The 16,492-nt window shown below is 76.3% G+C and carries 20 protein-coding genes; 10 read left to right on the top strand and 10 right to left on the bottom strand.

Annotated features, from left to right (window positions below; genetic code table 11):
• Positions 1-67: 67 nt before the first annotated feature.
• Positions 68-1,387, top strand: a complete 1,320-nt coding sequence (locus ACI79B_RS04785; RefSeq protein ID WP_456929257.1) for a cytochrome P450 — start codon at positions 68-70, stop codon at positions 1,385-1,387.
• Positions 1,387-1,572 carry a ferredoxin gene (locus ACI79B_RS04780; protein ID WP_456929258.1) on the top strand — a complete coding sequence of 62 codons (186 nt, stop codon included), beginning with the start codon at positions 1,387-1,389 and terminating at the stop codon, positions 1,570-1,572. The genes ACI79B_RS04785 and ACI79B_RS04780 overlap by 1 nt, the downstream gene beginning before the upstream one ends.
• Positions 1,573-1,577: 5 nt before the next feature.
• Here ACI79B_RS04780 and ACI79B_RS04775 read toward each other — a convergent pair whose 3' ends face one another.
• The gene (locus ACI79B_RS04775) at positions 1,578-1,847 is read right to left on the bottom strand and encodes a helix-turn-helix domain-containing protein (protein WP_456929259.1); all 270 of its coding nucleotides are present in this window, start codon (positions 1,845-1,847) and stop codon (positions 1,578-1,580) included.
• Between the two features lie 43 nt (positions 1,848-1,890).
• Between ACI79B_RS04775 and map the strand changes: the two genes are divergently transcribed.
• Positions 1,891-2,661 carry a type I methionyl aminopeptidase gene (gene map, locus ACI79B_RS04770; RefSeq protein ID WP_456929260.1) on the top strand — a complete coding sequence of 257 codons (771 nt, stop codon included), beginning with the start codon at positions 1,891-1,893 and terminating at the stop codon, positions 2,659-2,661.
• Between the two features lie 3 nt (positions 2,662-2,664).
• On the opposite strand, the gene ACI79B_RS04765 is transcribed toward map, so the two are convergent.
• Together ACI79B_RS04765 and ACI79B_RS04760 are read right to left on the bottom strand one after the other, a co-directional pair.
• Positions 2,665-3,813: a cystathionine gamma-synthase gene (locus ACI79B_RS04765; protein ID WP_456929261.1), complete on the bottom strand. Its 1,149-nt coding sequence runs from the start codon at positions 3,811-3,813 to the stop codon at positions 2,665-2,667.
• Entirely contained in the window at positions 3,810-5,192 is a 1,383-nt protein-coding gene (locus ACI79B_RS04760) for a cystathionine beta-synthase (RefSeq protein ID WP_456929262.1), read from the bottom strand. The genes ACI79B_RS04765 and ACI79B_RS04760 overlap by 4 nt, the downstream gene beginning before the upstream one ends.
• 183 nt (positions 5,193-5,375) lie before the next feature.
• On the opposite strand from ACI79B_RS04760, the gene ACI79B_RS04755 reads away from it, so the two are divergent.
• A complete protein-coding gene (locus ACI79B_RS04755) occupies positions 5,376-6,155 on the top strand; it encodes an aldo/keto reductase (protein WP_456929263.1) in 780 nt (259 codons plus the stop codon).
• Between the two features lie 3 nt (positions 6,156-6,158).
• On the opposite strand, the gene ACI79B_RS04750 is transcribed toward ACI79B_RS04755, so the two are convergent.
• Positions 6,159-6,653, bottom strand: coding sequence for a hypothetical protein (locus tag ACI79B_RS04750; RefSeq protein ID WP_456929264.1), 495 nt, complete (start codon positions 6,651-6,653; stop codon positions 6,159-6,161).
• Between the two features lie 99 nt (positions 6,654-6,752).
• Between ACI79B_RS04750 and ACI79B_RS04745 the strand changes: the two genes are divergently transcribed.
• The 4 genes from ACI79B_RS04745 to ACI79B_RS04730 all read left to right on the top strand — a co-directional run bounded on the left by ACI79B_RS04745 (position 6,753) and on the right by ACI79B_RS04730 (position 9,851).
• Positions 6,753-7,763, top strand: coding sequence for an aldo/keto reductase (locus ACI79B_RS04745; protein WP_456929265.1), 1,011 nt, complete (start codon positions 6,753-6,755; stop codon positions 7,761-7,763).
• On the top strand, positions 7,760-8,263 hold the full coding sequence (locus ACI79B_RS04740; protein ID WP_456929266.1) for an XdhC family protein: 504 nt from the start codon (positions 7,760-7,762) through the stop codon (positions 8,261-8,263). The genes ACI79B_RS04745 and ACI79B_RS04740 overlap by 4 nt, the downstream gene beginning before the upstream one ends.
• Positions 8,260-9,576: an FGGY family carbohydrate kinase gene (locus ACI79B_RS04735; RefSeq protein WP_456929267.1), complete on the top strand. Its 1,317-nt coding sequence runs from the start codon at positions 8,260-8,262 to the stop codon at positions 9,574-9,576. Before ACI79B_RS04740 ends, ACI79B_RS04735 begins: the two co-directional genes overlap by 4 nt.
• 86 nt (positions 9,577-9,662) lie before the next feature.
• On the top strand, positions 9,663-9,851 hold the full coding sequence (locus tag ACI79B_RS04730) for a hypothetical protein (protein WP_456929268.1): 189 nt from the start codon (positions 9,663-9,665) through the stop codon (positions 9,849-9,851).
• Positions 9,852-9,905: 54 nt separating this feature from the next.
• Here ACI79B_RS04730 and ACI79B_RS04725 read toward each other — a convergent pair whose 3' ends face one another.
• Both ACI79B_RS04725 and ACI79B_RS04720 read right to left on the bottom strand, forming a co-directional pair.
• Positions 9,906-10,715, bottom strand: a complete 810-nt coding sequence (locus tag ACI79B_RS04725; RefSeq protein ID WP_456929269.1) for an inositol monophosphatase family protein — start codon at positions 10,713-10,715, stop codon at positions 9,906-9,908.
• Positions 10,716-10,737: 22 nt separating this feature from the next.
• The gene (locus tag ACI79B_RS04720) at positions 10,738-10,914 is read right to left on the bottom strand and encodes a DUF2795 domain-containing protein (protein ID WP_456929270.1); all 177 of its coding nucleotides are present in this window, start codon (positions 10,912-10,914) and stop codon (positions 10,738-10,740) included.
• A gap of 54 nt (positions 10,915-10,968) precedes the next feature.
• Between ACI79B_RS04720 and ACI79B_RS04715 the strand changes: the two genes are divergently transcribed.
• Together ACI79B_RS04715 and ACI79B_RS04710 are read left to right on the top strand one after the other, a co-directional pair.
• Entirely contained in the window at positions 10,969-11,505 is a 537-nt protein-coding gene (locus tag ACI79B_RS04715; protein ID WP_456929271.1) for a DUF2087 domain-containing protein, read from the top strand.
• Positions 11,506-11,599: 94 nt separating this feature from the next.
• Positions 11,600-12,229 (top strand): hypothetical protein, encoded by a 630-nt coding sequence (locus ACI79B_RS04710; protein WP_456929272.1) that lies wholly within the window; start codon positions 11,600-11,602, stop codon positions 12,227-12,229.
• Here the strand turns inward: ACI79B_RS04710 and ACI79B_RS04705 are convergent.
• From ACI79B_RS04705 to ACI79B_RS04690, 4 genes are all read right to left on the bottom strand, one after another.
• Positions 12,226-12,657, bottom strand: coding sequence for a VOC family protein (locus tag ACI79B_RS04705; protein WP_456929273.1), 432 nt, complete (start codon positions 12,655-12,657; stop codon positions 12,226-12,228). The two genes, ACI79B_RS04710 and ACI79B_RS04705, sit on opposite strands and share 4 nt — an antisense overlap.
• Before the next feature lie 13 nt (positions 12,658-12,670).
• Positions 12,671-13,543: a ribosome small subunit-dependent GTPase A gene (rsgA, locus tag ACI79B_RS04700; RefSeq protein ID WP_456929274.1), complete on the bottom strand. Its 873-nt coding sequence runs from the start codon at positions 13,541-13,543 to the stop codon at positions 12,671-12,673.
• Between the two features lie 140 nt (positions 13,544-13,683).
• Positions 13,684-14,964, bottom strand: a complete 1,281-nt coding sequence (aroA, locus tag ACI79B_RS04695) for a 3-phosphoshikimate 1-carboxyvinyltransferase (protein ID WP_456929275.1) — start codon at positions 14,962-14,964, stop codon at positions 13,684-13,686.
• A gap of 50 nt (positions 14,965-15,014) precedes the next feature.
• Positions 15,015-16,478, bottom strand: coding sequence for an NAD-dependent succinate-semialdehyde dehydrogenase (locus tag ACI79B_RS04690; protein WP_456929276.1), 1,464 nt, complete (start codon positions 16,476-16,478; stop codon positions 15,015-15,017).
• Between the last annotated feature and the right edge of the window lie 14 nt (positions 16,479-16,492).

Here is a 16,492-nt window from a genome sequence, read left to right as displayed (position 1 = left end):
TTGCCTGTCACAGGGCGCCCTCTCTAGGTTGACGGTCACTGCTGACCGTTCGACGAGGAGGTCGTCCGTGAGCGTCGAGGCCCCGATCCCGCAGACAGCGTCCGGTGCGGAGGTCGCCGACCTCACCGACGTCGACCTCACCGACGTCGACCTGTCCGACCGGGACTGGTGGACCCGCCCGCCGGCCGAGCGGCACGCGGCCCTGGACCGGCTCCGCCGGGAGCGGCCCTTCGCCTTCTTCGCCGAGCCCGACCTCCCCGGCATCCCCGCCGGCCCGGGCTACCACGCGGTCACCCGCTACGCCGACCTCGAGGCGATCAGCTCGCAGCCGGCGGTGTTCTGCTCCGGCCAGGGCGCGGTGTCGATGCAGGACGTCCCGGCCGAGCTGCACGAGTTCTACGGCTCGCTGATCAGCATGGACGACCCGCGGCACGCCAAGATCCGCCGGATCGTCTCGAAGACGTTCACCCCGCGGATGCTCGAGCGGACCCTGGACTCGGTGCGCGCCGTCGTCGACGACGTCCTGGCGCGGGCCCGGGCGACGGCCGAGGCGAACGACGGCGTCATCGACGTCGTCGCGGACATCGCCGCCCTCATCCCGCTGCGGGTCATCTGCGACATGATGGGCGTCCCCGAGGCCGACCGGCCGGCCGTGCTGGCCAACTCCAACGTCATCCTGTCCGGCGGCGACCCCGAGCTCATCGAGAACGACGACCCGCTCACCGCCTTCCTCACCGCCGGCATGGAGATGGCCGCGCTCATGGAGCGACTGGCCGCCGAGCGGGTGGCCGAGCCCCGCGACGACCTCACCACCGCGCTGGTCACCACCGAGGTCGACGGCGAGCGGCTGTCCCACCAGGAGATCGCCTCGTTCTTCATCCTGCTGCTGGTGGCCGGCAACGAGACCACCCGCAACGCCATCTCCCAGGGCCTGCTGACGCTGTCGGAGTGGCCGCAGGAGCGGGCGCGGTGGGCCGCCGACCCCTCGCTGGACCGCACCGCCGTCGAGGAGGTCGTGCGCTGGGTCAGCCCGGTCACCTGGATGCGCCGCACCGCCACGCAGGACGGCGAGGTCGGCGGGCACCGCTTCACCGCCGGGGAGAAGTTCCTGCTGTTCTACGCGGCGGCCAACCGCGACCCCGAGGTCTTCGCCGACCCGCAGCGCTTCGACGTCGGCCGCGACCCCAACCCGCACGTCGGGTTCGGCTCGAAGGGCCCGCACTTCTGCCTCGGCGCGCACCTGGCCCGCCGCGAGCTGCAGGTGACCTTCCGCGCGATCTTCGACCAGCTGCCCGGCCTCGAGGTCACCGGCCCGCCCGACCGGCTGGCGTCCTCGTTCGTCAACGGCCTCAAGCGGCTGCCGGCCCGGCTCGGCGGGACCCGCTGATGCGGGTCGCCGCGGACCGCGAGCTGTGCGTGGGCTCGGGGCAGTGCGAGCTGCTGGCCCCGGACGCCTTCGAGGTCGACGACGACGGCGCGGTGCGGGTGCTGCAGGAGACGCCGGACGACGGGGACGCCGCGCGCGACGCCGTGCAGCAGTGCCCGACCGGGGCGCTGTCGCTCGCCGACTGAGCGCCTCAGGCGGAGAGCGCGGCCCCGGCGCCCGGCGCGGTGAGGTCGGCGGCCAGCCGGTCGAGCGGGACATCGAGCGCGCGGGCCAGCGCGGCGACGGTGAAGAACGCCGGGGTGGGCACCCGCCCGGACTCGATCTTCCGCAGCGCCTCCAGGCTCACCCCGGAGGCGGCGGAGACCTCGGCGGGGGAGCGGTCCCCGCGCGCGGCCCGCAGCAGGGCGCCCAGCCGGCGGCCGCGCTCGCGCTCCTCGGGGCTCAGCGGCGGTCGCACCATGGCGTGATAGTAATACCGGGATACCAATCCCGGGAGGACCCAGATGATCGAGCTGCGCACGCCGGGCGAGCTGGAGGCCATGCGGGCCGCCGGGGCCGTGGTGGCCGACATGCTCGCCGCCGTCCGCGCCGCGGCCGCCCCCGGCGTCCGGCTGACCCAGCTGGACGGGGTGGCCCGCGACGTCCTGGCCGACGCCGGCGCCACCTCACCCTTCCTCGGCTACGCCCCGCACGCGACCACCCCGCCGTTCCCGGGCGTGGTCTGCCTGTCGGTCAACGACGTCGCCCTGCACGGCATCCCGACCACCCGGGAGCTCGAGGACGGCGACCTGCTGAGCGTCGACGCCGGCGCCACCCTGGACGGCTGGGTCGGCGACTCGGCGACCACCTTCCCGGTCGGCACCGCGCGGCCCGAGGACCTCGCGCTGGTGGCGACCGCCGAGCGCGCGCTGGCGGCGGGGATCGCGGCGGCGGTGGTCGGCAACCGGGTGGGCGACGTCTCGGCGGCGATCGGGGCGGTCGGCCGGGCCGGCGGCTGCGGGATCAACACCGACCAGGGCGGGCACGGCGTCGGCCGCACCATGCACGAGGCGCCGCACGTGCCCAACGAGGGCCGGGCCGGCCGCGGCGTGCCGCTGCGCCCCGGGCTGGTGATCGCGATCGAGCCGTGGTTCCTCGCCGGCGGCCGCGACGACTACCGGGTGGACGCCGACGGCTGGACGCTGCGGAGCGCCGACGGCAGCCGGGCCGCGCACGTCGAGCACACGGTCGCGGTCACCGAGGACGGCCCGAGGATCCTCACCGCCCCGCGCTGACGCTCAGGCCAGCGCCTGCTCCAGGTCGGCGAGCAGGTCGTCGACGTCCTCGATGCCCACCGACAGGCGCACCAGGTCGCCCGGCACCTCCAGCGGCGAGCCGGCCGCGCTGGCGTGCGTCATCCGGTGCGGGTGCTCGATCAGCGACTCCACCCCGCCCAGCGACTCGGCCAGCGTGAACAGCCGCGCCCGCTCGCAGACCCGCAGCGCCGCCTCCTCGCCGCCGGCCAGCCGGAACGACAGCATCCCGCCGGAGCCGGACATCTGCTTGACCGCGATGTCGTGGCCGGGGTGGTCGGGCAGGCCGGGGTAGAGCACGCGGGACACCGCCGGGTGCCCGGTGAGGTACTCCGCGATCCGGGCGGCGTTGGCCTGGTGCCGCTCCATCCGCACGCCGAGGGTCTTGATCCCGCGCAGCACCAGCCAGTCCGACAGCGGGCCGGACACCCCGCCCATCGCGTTCTGGTGGTAGGCCAGCTGCTCGGCGAGGTCGGCGTCGCGGACGACGAGCGCCCCGCCGACGACGTCGGAGTGCCCGCCGAGGTACTTCGTCGTCGAGTGCACGACGACGTCGGCGCCCAGGGTGAGCGGCCGCTGCAGGTAGGGGCTGGCGAAGGTGTTGTCGACGACGAGCAGCGCGCCGGCCTCGTGCGCGACCTCGGCGGTGAGCGCGATGTCGGCGATGTTCAGCAGCGGGTTCGTCGGCGTCTCGCACCAGACCACGCGGGTGGCGCCGGGCCGGATCGCCGCGCGCAGCGCGTCGGGGTCGTTGAGGTCGACGGGGGTGTGCTCGACACCCCAGCGCGACACCACCCTCGAGATGAGCCGGAACGTGCCGCCGTAGGCGTCGCCGCCGAGGACGACGTGGCTGCCGGGCGCGCACACGGTGCGCAGCAGGGTGTCCTCGGCGGCCAGGCCGGAGGCGAACGCCAGGCCCGCGGTGCCCTCCTCGAGGGAGGCCAGCAGCTGCTGCAGGGCGTCGCGCGTCGGGTTGGCGCTGCGGGCGTACTCGTAGCCGTTCCGCAGCCCGCCGACGCCGTCCTGCTTGAACGTGGTGGCCAGGTGCAGCGGGACGACGACGGCGCCGGTGGCCGGGTCGGGGTCCTGCCCGGCGTGGATCGCGCGGGTGTCGAAGCCGTCGAACCCGCTCACCGGGTCACCCCCGCCAGGTGGCCGAGCACGTCCTGCCGGGTGACCACGCCCGCGGGCTTGCCGTCGACGTGGACGACCAGCGCGTCGGCCTCGCCGAACTCGGCCACCGCGGCGCTGACCGGCTCGCCGGAGCCGATGATCGGCAGCGGCGCGGACATGTGCTTCTCCACCCGGTCCGACAGCGAGGCACGGCCGGCGAACAGCGCGTCGAGCAGCACCTTCTCGTCCACCGAGCCGACGACCTCGCCGGCGGTCACCGGCGGCTCGGCCCGCACGACCGGCATCTGGCTGACGCCGTACTCGCGCAGGATGTCGATGGCGTCGCGGACGGTCTCGTTGGGGTGGGTGTGCACCAGCACCGGCGTCGCGCCGTCCTTGGCGGCGAGCAGCTCGCCCACCGTCTCGCCGGTGGCGACGTCGAGGAAGCCGTAGTCGGCCATCCACCGGTCGTTGAAGATCTTGTTCAGGTAGCCGCGGCCACCGTCGGGCAGCAGCACCACCACGACGTCGTCGGGCCCCAGTTTCTCCGCCGCCCGCAGCGCGCCGGCGACGGCCATCCCGCAGGACCCGCCGACCAGCAGCCCCTCCTCGCGGGCCAGCCGCCGGGTCATGCGGAAGGAGTCGGCGTCGGAGACCGGGACGATCTCGTCGGCGATCGAGCGGTCGTAGGCCTCGGGCCAGAAGTCCTCGCCGACGCCCTCGACCAGGTAGGGCCGGCCGGTGCCACCGGAGTACACCGACCCCTCCGGGTCGACGCCGACGACCCGGACCCCGCCGTCGCTGACCTCCTTGAGGTAGCGGCCGATGCCGCTGATCGTGCCGCCGGTGCCGACGCCGGTGACGAAGCAGGTCACCTCGCCCTCGGTCTGCTCCCAGATCTCCGGGCCGGTGGTCTCGTAGTGCGAGCGGGGGTTGGCCGGGTTGGCGTACTGGTCGGGCTTCCAGCCGCCGGGGGTCTCGCGGGCCAGCCGGTCGGAGACGGAGTAGTACGACCGCGGGTCCGACGGGTCGACGGCGGTGGGGCAGACGACGACCTCGGCGCCGTAGGCCCGCAGCACGTTGATCTTGTCCTGGCTGACCTTGTCCGGGCACACGAAGACGCAGCGGTAGCCGCGCTGCTGGGCGACCAGTGCCAGGCCGATGCCGGTGTTGCCGCTGGTCGGCTCGACGATCGTCCCGCCCGGCTTCAGCTCCCCGCTGGCCTCGGCGGCGTCGACCATCCGCACGGCGATCCGGTCCTTCACCGACCCGCCGGGGTTGAGGTACTCGACCTTGGCCAGCACCAGCGGCGCGTCCGGGCCGAGGTCGGCGGTGACCCTCGACAGCCGGACCAGCGGGGTGCCGCCGATCAGGTCGACGACGGACTCGGCGTACTGCACGCGGACCTCCTCGCCGGCGCTCCGGGCGGGCGCCGTGTGTCCCATCCCACCACTCCGCCGGCTTCCCGGCTGCGCCGCCGTCCCGTCCGCCCCCGGGCCGCCGCCCGGCGGCGACGGGTTCCTGACCGGGTCCGTCCGCTCCGGGTGCGTGTCGCCGCCCGCCGGCCCGGGCAGGGCTGCGGCATGACCGCGCCCCTCCCGTCCGCGCCGCTGGCCGGCGGCGGCAGCATGCCGCTGCTCGGCTTCGGCACCTGGCAGATGACCGGCAGCACCTGCTACGACGCCGTCCGCACCGCCCTGGACGCCGGCTACCGGCACCTGGACACCGCGACGATGTACCGCAACGAGGCCGAGGTCGGCCGGGCGCTGCGCGACTCCGGCGTCGACCGGGAGGAGGTCTTCGTGACCACCAAGCTGCCGCCGCGCGAGGCGGGCCGGGCCGACCGCACGCTGGCGGCGTCGCTGGACGCCCTCGGCCTCGACGCGGTCGACCTGTGGCTGGTGCACTGGCCGCCCGGCGGCTCCGACGAGGGCCTGTGGGAGCGGTTCGTCGCCGCCCGCGAGGACGGGCGGGCCAGGGCGGTCGGGGTCAGCAACTACTCCCTCGACGCGGTGGACCGGCTCACCCGGGCGACCGGCGTGACGCCGCAGGTGAACCAGGTCAGCTGGGCGCCGGCGCTGTACGACCCGGCGGTGGAGGACGGGCACCGGGAGCGCGGCGTCGTCCTCGAGGGCTACAGCCCGTTCAAGAACACCGACCTCGGCGACCCGGTGCTGCGGGAGGTCGCCGGCGCGCACGGCGTCACCCCGGCCCAGGTCGTGCTGCGCTGGCACGTCGATCACGGCGTGGTGGTGATCCCGAAGTCGGCCACCCCGGAGCGGATCCGCGCCAACCTGGAGATCGGCGGGTTCGCGCTGTCGGCCGAGGAGGTCGCCCGCGTCGACGGCCTGGCGCGCGGCTGATCCCTACCCGGCGTCCGGGGCCGGGGCTACCGGGCGCCGGGGCTCGCCGGCCAGCGCCGGCCGGACGTCGATCATCGGGGCCACCAGCCCCGTCGTCGGCCGGGTCACCGGGGTGAGGGAGGGCGCCGGCGTCCGCCGCCGGGAGCGCAGGGCGGTGAGCAGGTCCAGCGCCGCCAGCACCGAGGCGCCGACGACGACGTTGCGCAGCCGGCGCTCCCGTTCCCCGCGCCGGTTCTGCAGGGCGACGCCCATGACGGCCAGGTCGACGGCGTCGCCGGCGACGCGGGTCCACGCCCAGCCCGGGCGGCCGGCGAGCAGGCCGGCCGCGTGCGCGAGCTCCCGGGCGCCGACGGCGGTGACCACCGGCAGCGCCACCGGGGAGTCGTCGACGCCGGCGAAGCGGGCGACGGCCGCGGGCGAGGCCAGCATCGAGGTGCCGAGGCCGAGGCTGGCCAGGCCGAGCAGTCGGGCCGTGCGGCGGGCGGGGCGCGCGCTCATGGGGGTCCTCCCGGGGTCGGTCGCCCGGGCGGCTACCCGGGCGACCGGGCCGGAAACGGCCGGTGGCGGGGCCGCTCGCGGCGGGACGAGGATGCGGGCATGACCTCTCCTGCGTCTCCCCGGACCCTCGGCCGGGACGGCCTGGTCGTCTCCGCCCTCGGTCTGGGCTGCATGGGCATGAGCCAGATGTACGGCGCCGCCGACCGCGACGAGTCGATCGCGACGGTCCACCGCGCGCTCGACCTCGGCACCACCTTCCTCGACACCTCCGACGTCTACGGCGACGGGCACAACGAGGAGCTGGTCGGCGCGGCGATCCGGGGCCGGCGCGACGAGGTGCAGCTGGCGACGAAGTTCTCGCTGCGGCGCAACGACCGCGGGGGCATGGACATCGACGGCCGGCCGGAGAACGTGCGCGCCTGCGCCGAGGCCAGCCTGCGCCGGCTCGGCGTCGACGTGATCGACCTGTACTACCAGCACCGGGTGGACCCGCGGGTGCCGATCGAGGACACCGTCGGGGCGATGGCCGAGCTCGTGCAGCAGGGGAAGGTCCGGTACCTCGGGCTGTCGGAGGCGTCGACCGCGTCGGTCCGCCGGGCGGTGGCCGTGCACCCGATCGCCGCGCTGCAGAGCGAGTGGTCGCTGTGGACGCGGGACCTCGAGACGGAGGTGCTCGGGGTCGCGCGCGAGCACGGGATCGGCATCGTGCCGTTCAGCCCGCTCGGCCGCGGCTTCCTCACCGGCGCGATCACCAGCCCCGACGACTTCGCCGACGACGACTGGCGGCGCACCCACCCGCGGTTCACCGGGGAGGCGTTCGCGGCGAACCTGCGCCTGGTCGACGCCGTCCGCGCGCTGGCGGGGGAGAAGGGCTGCACGCCCGGGCAGCTGGCGCTGGCCTGGGTGCTCGCGCAGGGCCCCGACGTCGTCCCGATCCCCGGCACCAAGCGGCGGTCCTACCTGGAGGAGAACGCCGGCGCGCTCGCCGTCGAGCTGTCGGCCGACGACCTCGCGCGGCTCGCCGAGATCGCCCCGCCCGGGGTCGCCGTCGGCGGCCGGTACGCCGACGCCGGGTACGCCTACGGCGACAGCCCGGAGCGCGCCGCGTGAGCGACCCGGCCTGCGGCGTGGCGCACGGGGCGCCGGCCGCCCCGCCGACCGACCGGGTGCTGGTCGCGGTGTTCGCCTCGCCGGTCGCGGAGGTGCTGCTGCGCTGGGGCGCCGAGCTCGGCTTCCGCACCGCGCTGGTCGACCCGGCCGGCGGGGACGGCGCCCGCGCGCTGGCCGACCTCGAGGACGCCCTCGACCTCGACCGCGCCGACGTCGTCGTCACCGACCACCACCGCCCCGAGCTCGGCGAGGTGCTGCGCGACGCGCTGACCCGCCGGGTCCGCTGGGTCGGCGTCATGGGCAACCCGCGGCACGAGGGCCCGCACGTGGCGGCGCTGGCCGCGCTCGGCGTCCCGCCGGAGGAGGTGGCCCGGGTGCACCGGCCGATCGGGCTGGACATCGGCTCCCGGGCGCCGGCGGAGATCGCGCTGAGCACGCTGGCCGGGCTGCTGGCCGACCGCACCGGCCGCTCCGGCGGGTTCGCGCACGGCCCGCGGTGAGCGCCGTCCTGCTCGGTGCCGACCTCGGCACCAGCGGGCTCAAGCTCGTCGCGCTCGGCGAGGACGGCGGCACCGTCGCCGAGACCGAGGCCGGCTACCCCGTCGACAGCCCGCGGGAGGGCTGGGCCGAGTGCGCCGTCGGGACCTGGCGCGCGGCGTTCGACGACGCCCTGGCCCGGCTGCTGCCCGCGCTGGGCGGCCGGCCGGTGGCCGGGCTCGGCCTGTCCGGCCAGATGCACGGCACGGTGCTCGTCGACGACGCCGGCGCCGCGCTCGCGCCCGCGGTGCTGTGGCCGGACCGGCGGGCCGCCGCGGAGGTCGGCCGGTGGCGGGCGCTGCCGGCTCCCGACCGCGCCGCCCTGGCCAACCCGCTGGTGCCGGGCATGACCGGCCCGGTGCTGGCCTGGCTGGCGGCGCACCGGCCCGGCCTGGTCGACCGCGCCGCGGCCGTGCTGCTGCCCAAGGACGCCCTCCGCGCCACGCTGCTGCCCGGCACCGACCCGCGGGTCACCGACCGCAGCGACGCCTCGGCCACGCTGCTGTGGGACGTCGTCGCCGACGGCTGGTCCGCCGCCGCGCGAGCCGCCGCCGGGGTGCCGCCCGGCCTGCTCCCGGCGGTGCGGCCCTCGGCCGAGGTGGCCGGGACGGCGGTGCTCGGCGGGGCCGAGGTCCCGGTCGTCGTCGGCGGCGGGGACACCCCGCTGGCGCTGCTCGCGGCCGGCGCCACCGCCGGGCTGCAGGTCAACCTCGGCACCGGCGCGCAGGTGCTGCGCCCCGGCTGGACGCCCGCCCCGGCCGACGACCCGCCGGTGCACGGCTACGCCGACGCCGAGGACGGCTGGTACGCGATGGCCGCGCTACAGAACGGCGGCTCGGCGTGGACCTGGGTGGCCGGCGTGCTCGGCGTCCCGCCCGCCGCGCTGTTCGACCTGGCCGCCACCTCGCCGCCCGGCGCCGGGGGAGCGGTGTTCCGGCCGTTCCTCACCGGCGAGCGCGGCGGGGTGGCCGGACCCGCGGACCGCGCCGGCTGGTCCGGCCTGGGCGCCGGCACCACCCGCGCCGACCTCGCCCGGGCCGCCGTCGAGGGGGTGCTGTCCGCCGTCGCCGCGGCGGCCGGGCTGCTCGGGGAGGTGCCCGAGGGGCCCGTCGTCCTGACCGGGGGCGGGGGCCGCGCGCCGCTGGTGCGGGAGATCCTCGCCGCCCTGCTCGGCCGGCCGGTGACGTGGCTGCCGCTGCGGAGCGCGTCCGCGGTCGGGGCGGCGGTGCTGGCCGGGCGCGGCGCCGGCCTGCCGGTCGAGCCGCGGCGGGCCTGACCGGGCCGCATGGAACGGTGCCGGTCCGGGCACCGTTGACCTCGACGAGGGCCCAGGACGGGCCCCGGCGAGAGGAGGCACGCGAGATGGCGTCGGTGTTCGACAAGGTGGCCCAGTTCGCCCGCAGCCCGAAGGGTCAGCAGACCCTCAAGCAGGTGTCGGCCAAGGCCCAGCAGCTGGCGAAGGACCCCAAGACCAGGGCGCGGATCGACGACGCCCGCCGCCGGTTCACCGGTGGCCGCGGCACCGGCGGCGGCCCGCGCCCCACGGCCTGAGCCACGACGCGACGGCGGCCCCTCCCCGGGATCGGGGAGGGGCCGCCGTCGTCGTCACCGCGCCGCGGGGTCGGGCAGGCGCAGGTGCGCCAGCGCGGCGTCGTGCAGCGCGCCGTTGGTGGCCAGGGCGCTGCCGCCGGCCGGGCCGTCGGCGCCGGTGAGGTCGGTGAACCGCCCGCCGGCCTCGCGCACGATGACGTCGAGCGCGGCGAGGTCCCACAGCGACACCTCGGGCTCGCAGGCGACGTCGACCGCGCCCTCGGCCAGCAGCACGTAGCTCCAGAAGTCGCCGTAGGCGCGGGTGCGCCACACCGACCGCGTGAGGTCCAGGAAGCCGTCGAGCAGGCCGCGCTCCTCCCAGCCGGAGAGGCTGGAGTAGGACAGGCTCGCGTCGCCGAGGTCGGTGATGCCGGAGACGGAGCACCGGGTGGCCGACTCCAGCCGCCGCCCGGTCCAGGCGCCGACGTCCTTGGCCGCCCACCAGCGGCGGTTGAGCGCCGGTGCCGAGACCAGGCCGACGACCGCCTCGTCGCCGTCGAACAGCGCGATGAGGGTCGCCCACACGGGCACGCCGCGGACGAAGTTCTTCGTCCCGTCGATCGGGTCGAGCACCCAGCGCCGCGGGCCGTGCCCGGTGACGCCGAACTCCTCGCCGAGTACGGCGTCGCGGGTGCGGGCCCGGGCGAGGGTGATGCGCAGCTGCTCCTCGACGGCGCGGTCGGCGTCGGTGACCGGCGTCAGGTCCGGCTTGGTCTCGACGGTGAGGTCGAGCGCCCGGAACCGCTCCATGCTGATGGAGTCCGCCTGGTCGGCCAGCACGTGCGCCAGGTGCATGTCCCCCGTGAAGTCCCGGCCCGGTGTCATGGGCACCGAACCTAGCGGGCGGTCAGTCGAAGACGGCGGCACTGACGCCGCTGGGCCCCTCGTACTCCCGGTCGTCGATCTTCCGCAGCGCGTCGAGGACCTCCTCGCCCGCACCCTTGGCGTGCTCGAGGATCTGGTCCTTGCTCGCCGGGTAGTCCATGCCCTTGAGGGCCTTCTGCAGGTCGATGGGGCTCACCATGCCGGTGCGGCTACCCCCGCCCACGTGCTCCGATGCACGGATACCGTCGAGGGGATGGACGCGGCGACGATCGTGGGGCTCCTGGCCGACCCCACCCGGTTGAAGGTGGTGGCGGCCCTGGCGCTGGGCGCCGGGACGATCGAGGACGTCGCCGCGGCCTCGGGCCTGTCGCTCAAGGACGTCGCGCTCGCCGCCCGCCGGCTCGCCCGGGCCGGGCTGGTCCGCCGCGACGGGCACGTCCTCGAGCTGCTGACCGACCGGTTCGGCGCCGCCGCCCGCGCGGCGGCCGAGGCGGCGCCCGCGCCGGAGCCGCTGTCGGACGACCCGGCCGAGTCCGCGGTGCTGGCCGCGTTCATCCGCGACGGCCGGCTGACCACCATCCCGGCGCAGCAGAGCAAGCGGCGCCTGGTGCTCGAGCACGTGGTGCGGGTGTTCGACGTCGGCGTCCGCTATCCCGAGCGCGAGGTCAACGCGCTGCTGGCCGTCTGGCACCCCGACACCGCGGCGCTGCGCCGCTACCTGGTCGACGAGGGGCTGCTGTCCCGCGAGTCCGGCCTCTACTGGCGGACCGGCGGCTGGGTCGACGTCTAGTCCTCCTGCCGGCGCTCGTGCTCTGCCCACAGGTGTGAGCAGAGCACGAGTACCCGGAGGACAGGTCGGCGGCCGCGGGGCCACACTGCCGGGCGTGCCCGACGCCGACGCCTTCCGCGCGCTCGCCCGGTCCTCCCCGGACCGGTGGACGACGCTGCGGTTCACCGAGCGCCGGCGTCGCGGGTGGACGTGGTCCGAGCCGGTCCGCGCGTGGCTGCGCCGGCCGGACCGGCTCCGGGTCGAGGACGCCGCCGGCCGGCTGCTCGGCGTCGTCCGGGAGGCCGGCGCGGGCGAGGACCCGATGTGGCAGGACTACCGCTGGGTGGCCGAGCTGCGGCCGAGGGAGCTCGCCGACGGCGTCGACCCGGACACCGGGGCGCCCGCCGGGCCGGCGCTGACCGTCGACGGTGTGCGCGAGGTCGAGCACGCCGGCCGCCCGGCCTGGGAGGCGCTGGTCGTGCCCACCGACCGGTACGAGCCGCGCTGCGGGTGCTGCCCGCTGCTGCGCAGCCGCCGGGTCGACGAACTGGAGTGGGGGAGCGTCCCCGAGGGCGTCGAGTACCCGACCGCCCACCTCGTCCGGCTCGACGTGCAGACCGGCGTCTGCGTGTGGGCGGAGGCGCTGGACGGCACCTGGGCGGGCGAGACGCACGACCTGCGCATCGAGGCGGTCGACGACCCGGTGCCCGACGGGCTGTTCCGGAGCGCGAGGCGCGCGGTCTAGCCGAGCCGCACGGTCCCGTCGGCGTCGACCGACCAGCCGGGGTTGTGCCCGATCTCCCAGACGACGCCGTTCGGGTCGCGCACCAGCGCGTGGAAGACGCCGCCGAAGGCACCCTCCTCGGGCGGGGTGAGCACGGTGCCGCCCGCCGCGGCCATCCTCTCGCACAGCGCGGCGACGGCGTCGCGGTCGCCGACGTTGTGTGCCAGCGTCAGCCCGGACACCTCCGGCCGGGCGGGCCCGGTGCCGAGGTCCTGGGCGAACTTCGCCGTCTCGAAGAAGGCCAGCACCGTGCCCGGCGCGACCTGGAAGAACACGATCTCGCCGGGCACGTCGAGCAGCGGCGTCCAGCCCAGGCCCTCGACGTAGAACCGCCGCACGGCGTCGAGGTCGGCGGTGGCCAGGGTCAGGAAGTGGACCTGCTGGTCCATGGGTGACCTCCCGTCAGTAGCCGGGGCCGAGCTGGCCCACGGCGTCGAGCAGCCGCCGCACGCTGGCCAGCCGCTCGGCGCGGCCGGGCGGGCCGGCGGCGGCCCAGGCGTCCAGCGCGCAGTCGGGGTCGTCGGCGGAGTGCCCGCACCCGGGCGGGCAGTCGACGGCGGCCTCGGCGAGGTCCTCGAAGGCCGCGACGACGTCGTCGGCGGTGACGTGCGCCAGCCCCAGCGAGCGGATGCCGGGGGTGTCGACGATCGTCCCGCCGCCGGGCAGGTCGAACAGCACCGCCGACGACGACGTGTGCCGCCCCTTGCCGACCTTCGTCACCTCGCCGATGGCCCGGCCGGCCTCGGGCACCAGCCGGTTCACCAGCGTCGACTTGCCCACGCCCGACTGGCCCACGAACACGCTGGTGCGCCCCTCCAGCCGCTCGAGCAGCGGGTCCAGCGGCGTCTCCCGCGACACCGGCACCGCGCCGACGTCCAGCCCGGCGTAGCGGTCCAGCAGCGCCTGCGGGCTGGCCAGGTCGGTCTTGGTCAGGCAGAACAGCGGCTCCAGCCCACCGGCGTAGGCGGCCACCAGGCAGCGGTCGAGGAACCCCAGCGCCGGGTCGGGGTCCGTGACCGAGGTGACGACGACCAGCTGCTCGGCGTTGGCCACCACGACCCGCTCGGTGGGGTCGGTGTCGTCGGCGGTGCGCCGCAGCGACGTCGTCCGGTCCTCGATGACGACGATCCGGGCGAGGGTGTCGGGCCGGCCGCTGGTGTCGCCGACCAGCCGCACCCGGTCCCCGACGACGACGCCGTGCCGCCCCAGCTCCCGGGCGCGCATCGCGGTCACCTCGAGCGGGGCGCCGTCGGGACCGGGGACCCGGACGGTCATCCGGCCGCGGTCGACCGCGATCACCAGGCCGGGGACGGCGTCGGAGTGCGCTGGCCGGGTGCGGGTGCGCGGGCGGGAGCCGCGCCGGCTGGGCCGGACCCGGACGTCGTCCTCGTCCGAGCGGCTGTCGTGGCGGCGGCTCAGGAGGCCACCCCCGCGGTCGCGGAGAGCATGCCCGCCCAGCGTTCGCGGAAGTCCGGCAGCGTCTTGGTGACCGCCTCGGGCCCGGAGACCCGCACCCCGTCGACGGCCAGGCCGAGGACGGCCGCGGCGTGCACCATGCGGTGGTCGGCGTAGGAGTCCAGGAGGGCCGCCCGGAGCGGGCCCGGCTCGACCTCCAGGCCGTCGGGCAGCTGCCGCACGCGGGCGCCGACGGCGGTGAGCACCTCGTCGAGGGCCTGGATGCGGTCGGTCTCGTGGCCGCGCAGGTGGGCGATGCCGGTCAGGCGCGAGGGCCCGTCGGCCAGCGCGCACAGCGCGGCGAGCACCGGGGTCAGCTCGCCGACGTCGCCCAGGTCGGCGACCAGCGGGGCGATGCGGCCGGTGCCGGTGACCCGCAGGCCGTCCGGCGTCCGCTCGACCTCGGCGCCCATCGCGCCCAGCAGCGCGTCCAGCTGCGCGCCGGGCTGGGTGGTGGCCGCCGGCCAGTCGGGGACGGTGACCCGCCCGCCGGTGACCAGCGCCGCGGCGAGGAACGGCGCGGCGTTGGACAGGTCGGGCTCGACGACGCGGTCGAGCGCGGCCAGCCGCCCGGGGGCGACCCGCCAGCCGCGGTCGGTGGCCGCGACGCCGATGCCGTGCTCGCGCAGCGCGGCGACGGTCATCTCCACGTGCGGCATCGACGGCACCCCACCGGCCAGGGCCAGGTCGAGGCCCTCGTCGAAGCGGGCGGCAGCCAGCAGCAGCCCGGAGACGATCTGCGAGGACTCGCTCGCGTCGACGGTCACCGCCCCGCCGCGGACCGCGCCGGTGCCGTGCACGGTGAACGGCGCCCGGCCGCGGTCGCCGTCGTCCACCTCGACGCCGAGGTCGCGGAGTGCGGCGATCAGCCCGGCGTTCGGGCGCTCGCGCAGCCGCGGGTCGCCGTCGAGCCGGACCGGGCCGTCGGCGAGCGCGGCCACCGGCGGCAGGAAGCGCAGCACGGTGCCGGCCAGGCCGGCGTCGACCTCCGCCGGGCCGCGCAGCGCGCCGGGGGTGACCAGCCAGTCGGCGCCGTCCTCGGCGATCCCGACGCCGAGCGCGCGCAGGCCGGCGGCCATGAGGTCGGTGTCGCGGGCCCGCAGCGGGCGCACGACGCGGCTCGGGCCGTCGGCGAGCGCGGCCAGGACCAGCGCCCGGGCGGTGATCGACTTGGACCCGGGCAGCGGGACGACGGCGTCCACGGGGGTCGAGCGGTGCGGCGTCGTCCAGACCTGGCTCACGGGGGACCATCCTGCCCGGTCCGGACGACGCCGCCCACGCTCGGCCTGCCCTAGCCGGCCTGCGGCTTCTCGGCCTTCTTGGCCGGCACCGTGCGCAGGAGGCGCCGGTTGGCGAACTCGAACACCGCCAGCTCGGAGAGCTCGCGGCCGTAGCCGGAGCGCTTGATCCCGCCGAAGGGCAGCTCGGGGGAGGAGCCGGTGGGCTGGTTGATCCAGACCATCCCGGCCTCGATCCGCTCGGCCACCGCCCGCGCGCGGTCGAGGTCGCTGCTCATCACGGTCGCACCGAGCCCGTAGACGCTGTCGTTGGCGAGGGCGACGGCCTCGTCGGCGTCCTTCACCTTGTAGACGACGGCGGCGGGCCCGAAGAGCTCCTCGTGGTACGCGCGCATCTCGGGCGTCACGTCGGTGAGGATCGTCGGCTCGACGAACGCGCCCGGCAGGTCGGGACGGCCGCCGCCGGCGAGCACGGTGGCGCCCTTGTCGACGGCGTCCTGGATCTGGGCGTGCAGGTCCTTCGCGGCCTGCTCCGACGACAGCGGCGCCAGCGTCGTGCCCGCCTCGGCCGGGTCGCCGGGGGCGAAGGTGGAGAAGGCCTGCTGCAGCCCGGCGACGAACGGCTCGTAGGCGTCCTCGGTGACGATCAGCCGCTTGGCGGCGATGCACGCCTGGCCGGTGTTCTGCATCCGGCCCGTGGCCGCCGCCTTGACCGTGGCGCCGACGTTCTCGGCGTCCAGGACGATGAACGGGTCGCTGCCGCCGAGCTCGAGCACCGACTTCTTCAGGTGCTTGCCGGCCAGGGCGCCCACGGCGCTGCCGGCGCGCTCGCTGCCGGTGAGCGTCACGCCCGCGATGCGCGGGTCGGCGATGACCTGCTCGACGTCGGCGATGCGCAGGAAGGTGTTGGTGAAGACGCCCTCGGGCGCACCGGCGTCGGCGAACAGCTGCTCGATGGCCAGCGCGCACTGCGGGACGATCTCGGCGTGCTTGAGGATCACCGTGTTCCCGAGCACGAGGTTCGGGCCGGCGACGCGGACCACCTGGTAGTAGGGGTAGTTCCACGGCTCGATGGCCAGCAGCACGCCCACCGGGTGCGTCTCGACGACGGCCTCGCCCTTGCCCAGCAGCGGCTGGATCGGCGTGGGCTGCAGGAAGCCTGGGCCGTTGTCGGCGTAGTAGTTGAGGATCATCGAACAGAGGAACAGCTCGCCGGCGGCCTCCTCGAGGCGCTTGCCCATCTCCTTGGTGGCGAGGGCGGCCAGCTCGTCGCGGCGCTCGTCCATGAGCTCCGCGGCGCGGCGGACGACGCCGGCGCGCTCCTCGACCGAGCGCTGCCGCCACTCCTGGTACGCGGCGTGCGCGGTGCCGATGATGCCGTCGATGGCCTCGGTGGGCGTGAAGTCGAACTCCTTCTCGGTCTCCCCGGTGAAGGGGTTGACCGTCGCGTAGCGCCGCTCGGCGGACTCGCTCGCGGTCTTCGGCTGCTCCTGCGGTGGGTTCTGGGTCGCGGTCACGCGCGTGATCCTCG

The sequence above is a fragment of the Geodermatophilus sp. SYSU D00879 genome (genome assembly GCF_054050375.1).
This window is presented reverse-complemented; position numbering and strand designations above follow the sequence as displayed.

What these genes read in the sequence shown, in the direction of transcription:
- rsgA (WP_456929274.1), bottom strand. Translation starts at nt 13,543, where the DNA reads ATGACCGTCCGGGTCCCCGGTCCCGACGGCGCCCCGCTCGAGGTGACC.
- ACI79B_RS04720 (WP_456929270.1), bottom strand. Translation starts at nt 10,914, where the DNA reads ATGGTGAGCCCCATCGACCTGCAGAAGGCCCTCAAGGGCATGGACTAC.
- ACI79B_RS04705 (WP_456929273.1), bottom strand. Translation starts at nt 12,657, where the DNA reads ATGGACCAGCAGGTCCACTTCCTGACCCTGGCCACCGCCGACCTCGAC.
- map (WP_456929260.1), top strand. Translation starts at nt 1,891, where the DNA reads ATGATCGAGCTGCGCACGCCGGGCGAGCTGGAGGCCATGCGGGCCGCC.
- ACI79B_RS04745 (WP_456929265.1), top strand. Translation starts at nt 6,753, where the DNA reads ATGACCTCTCCTGCGTCTCCCCGGACCCTCGGCCGGGACGGCCTGGTC.
- ACI79B_RS04730 (WP_456929268.1), top strand. Translation starts at nt 9,663, where the DNA reads ATGGCGTCGGTGTTCGACAAGGTGGCCCAGTTCGCCCGCAGCCCGAAG.
- ACI79B_RS04715 (WP_456929271.1), top strand. Translation starts at nt 10,969, where the DNA reads ATGGACGCGGCGACGATCGTGGGGCTCCTGGCCGACCCCACCCGGTTG.
- ACI79B_RS04780 (WP_456929258.1), top strand. Translation starts at nt 1,387, where the DNA reads ATGCGGGTCGCCGCGGACCGCGAGCTGTGCGTGGGCTCGGGGCAGTGC.
- ACI79B_RS04725 (WP_456929269.1), bottom strand. Translation starts at nt 10,715, where the DNA reads ATGACACCGGGCCGGGACTTCACGGGGGACATGCACCTGGCGCACGTG.
- ACI79B_RS04775 (WP_456929259.1), bottom strand. Translation starts at nt 1,847, where the DNA reads ATGGTGCGACCGCCGCTGAGCCCCGAGGAGCGCGAGCGCGGCCGCCGG.
- ACI79B_RS04755 (WP_456929263.1), top strand. Translation starts at nt 5,376, where the DNA reads ATGACCGCGCCCCTCCCGTCCGCGCCGCTGGCCGGCGGCGGCAGCATG.
- ACI79B_RS04750 (WP_456929264.1), bottom strand. Translation starts at nt 6,653, where the DNA reads ATGAGCGCGCGCCCCGCCCGCCGCACGGCCCGACTGCTCGGCCTGGCC.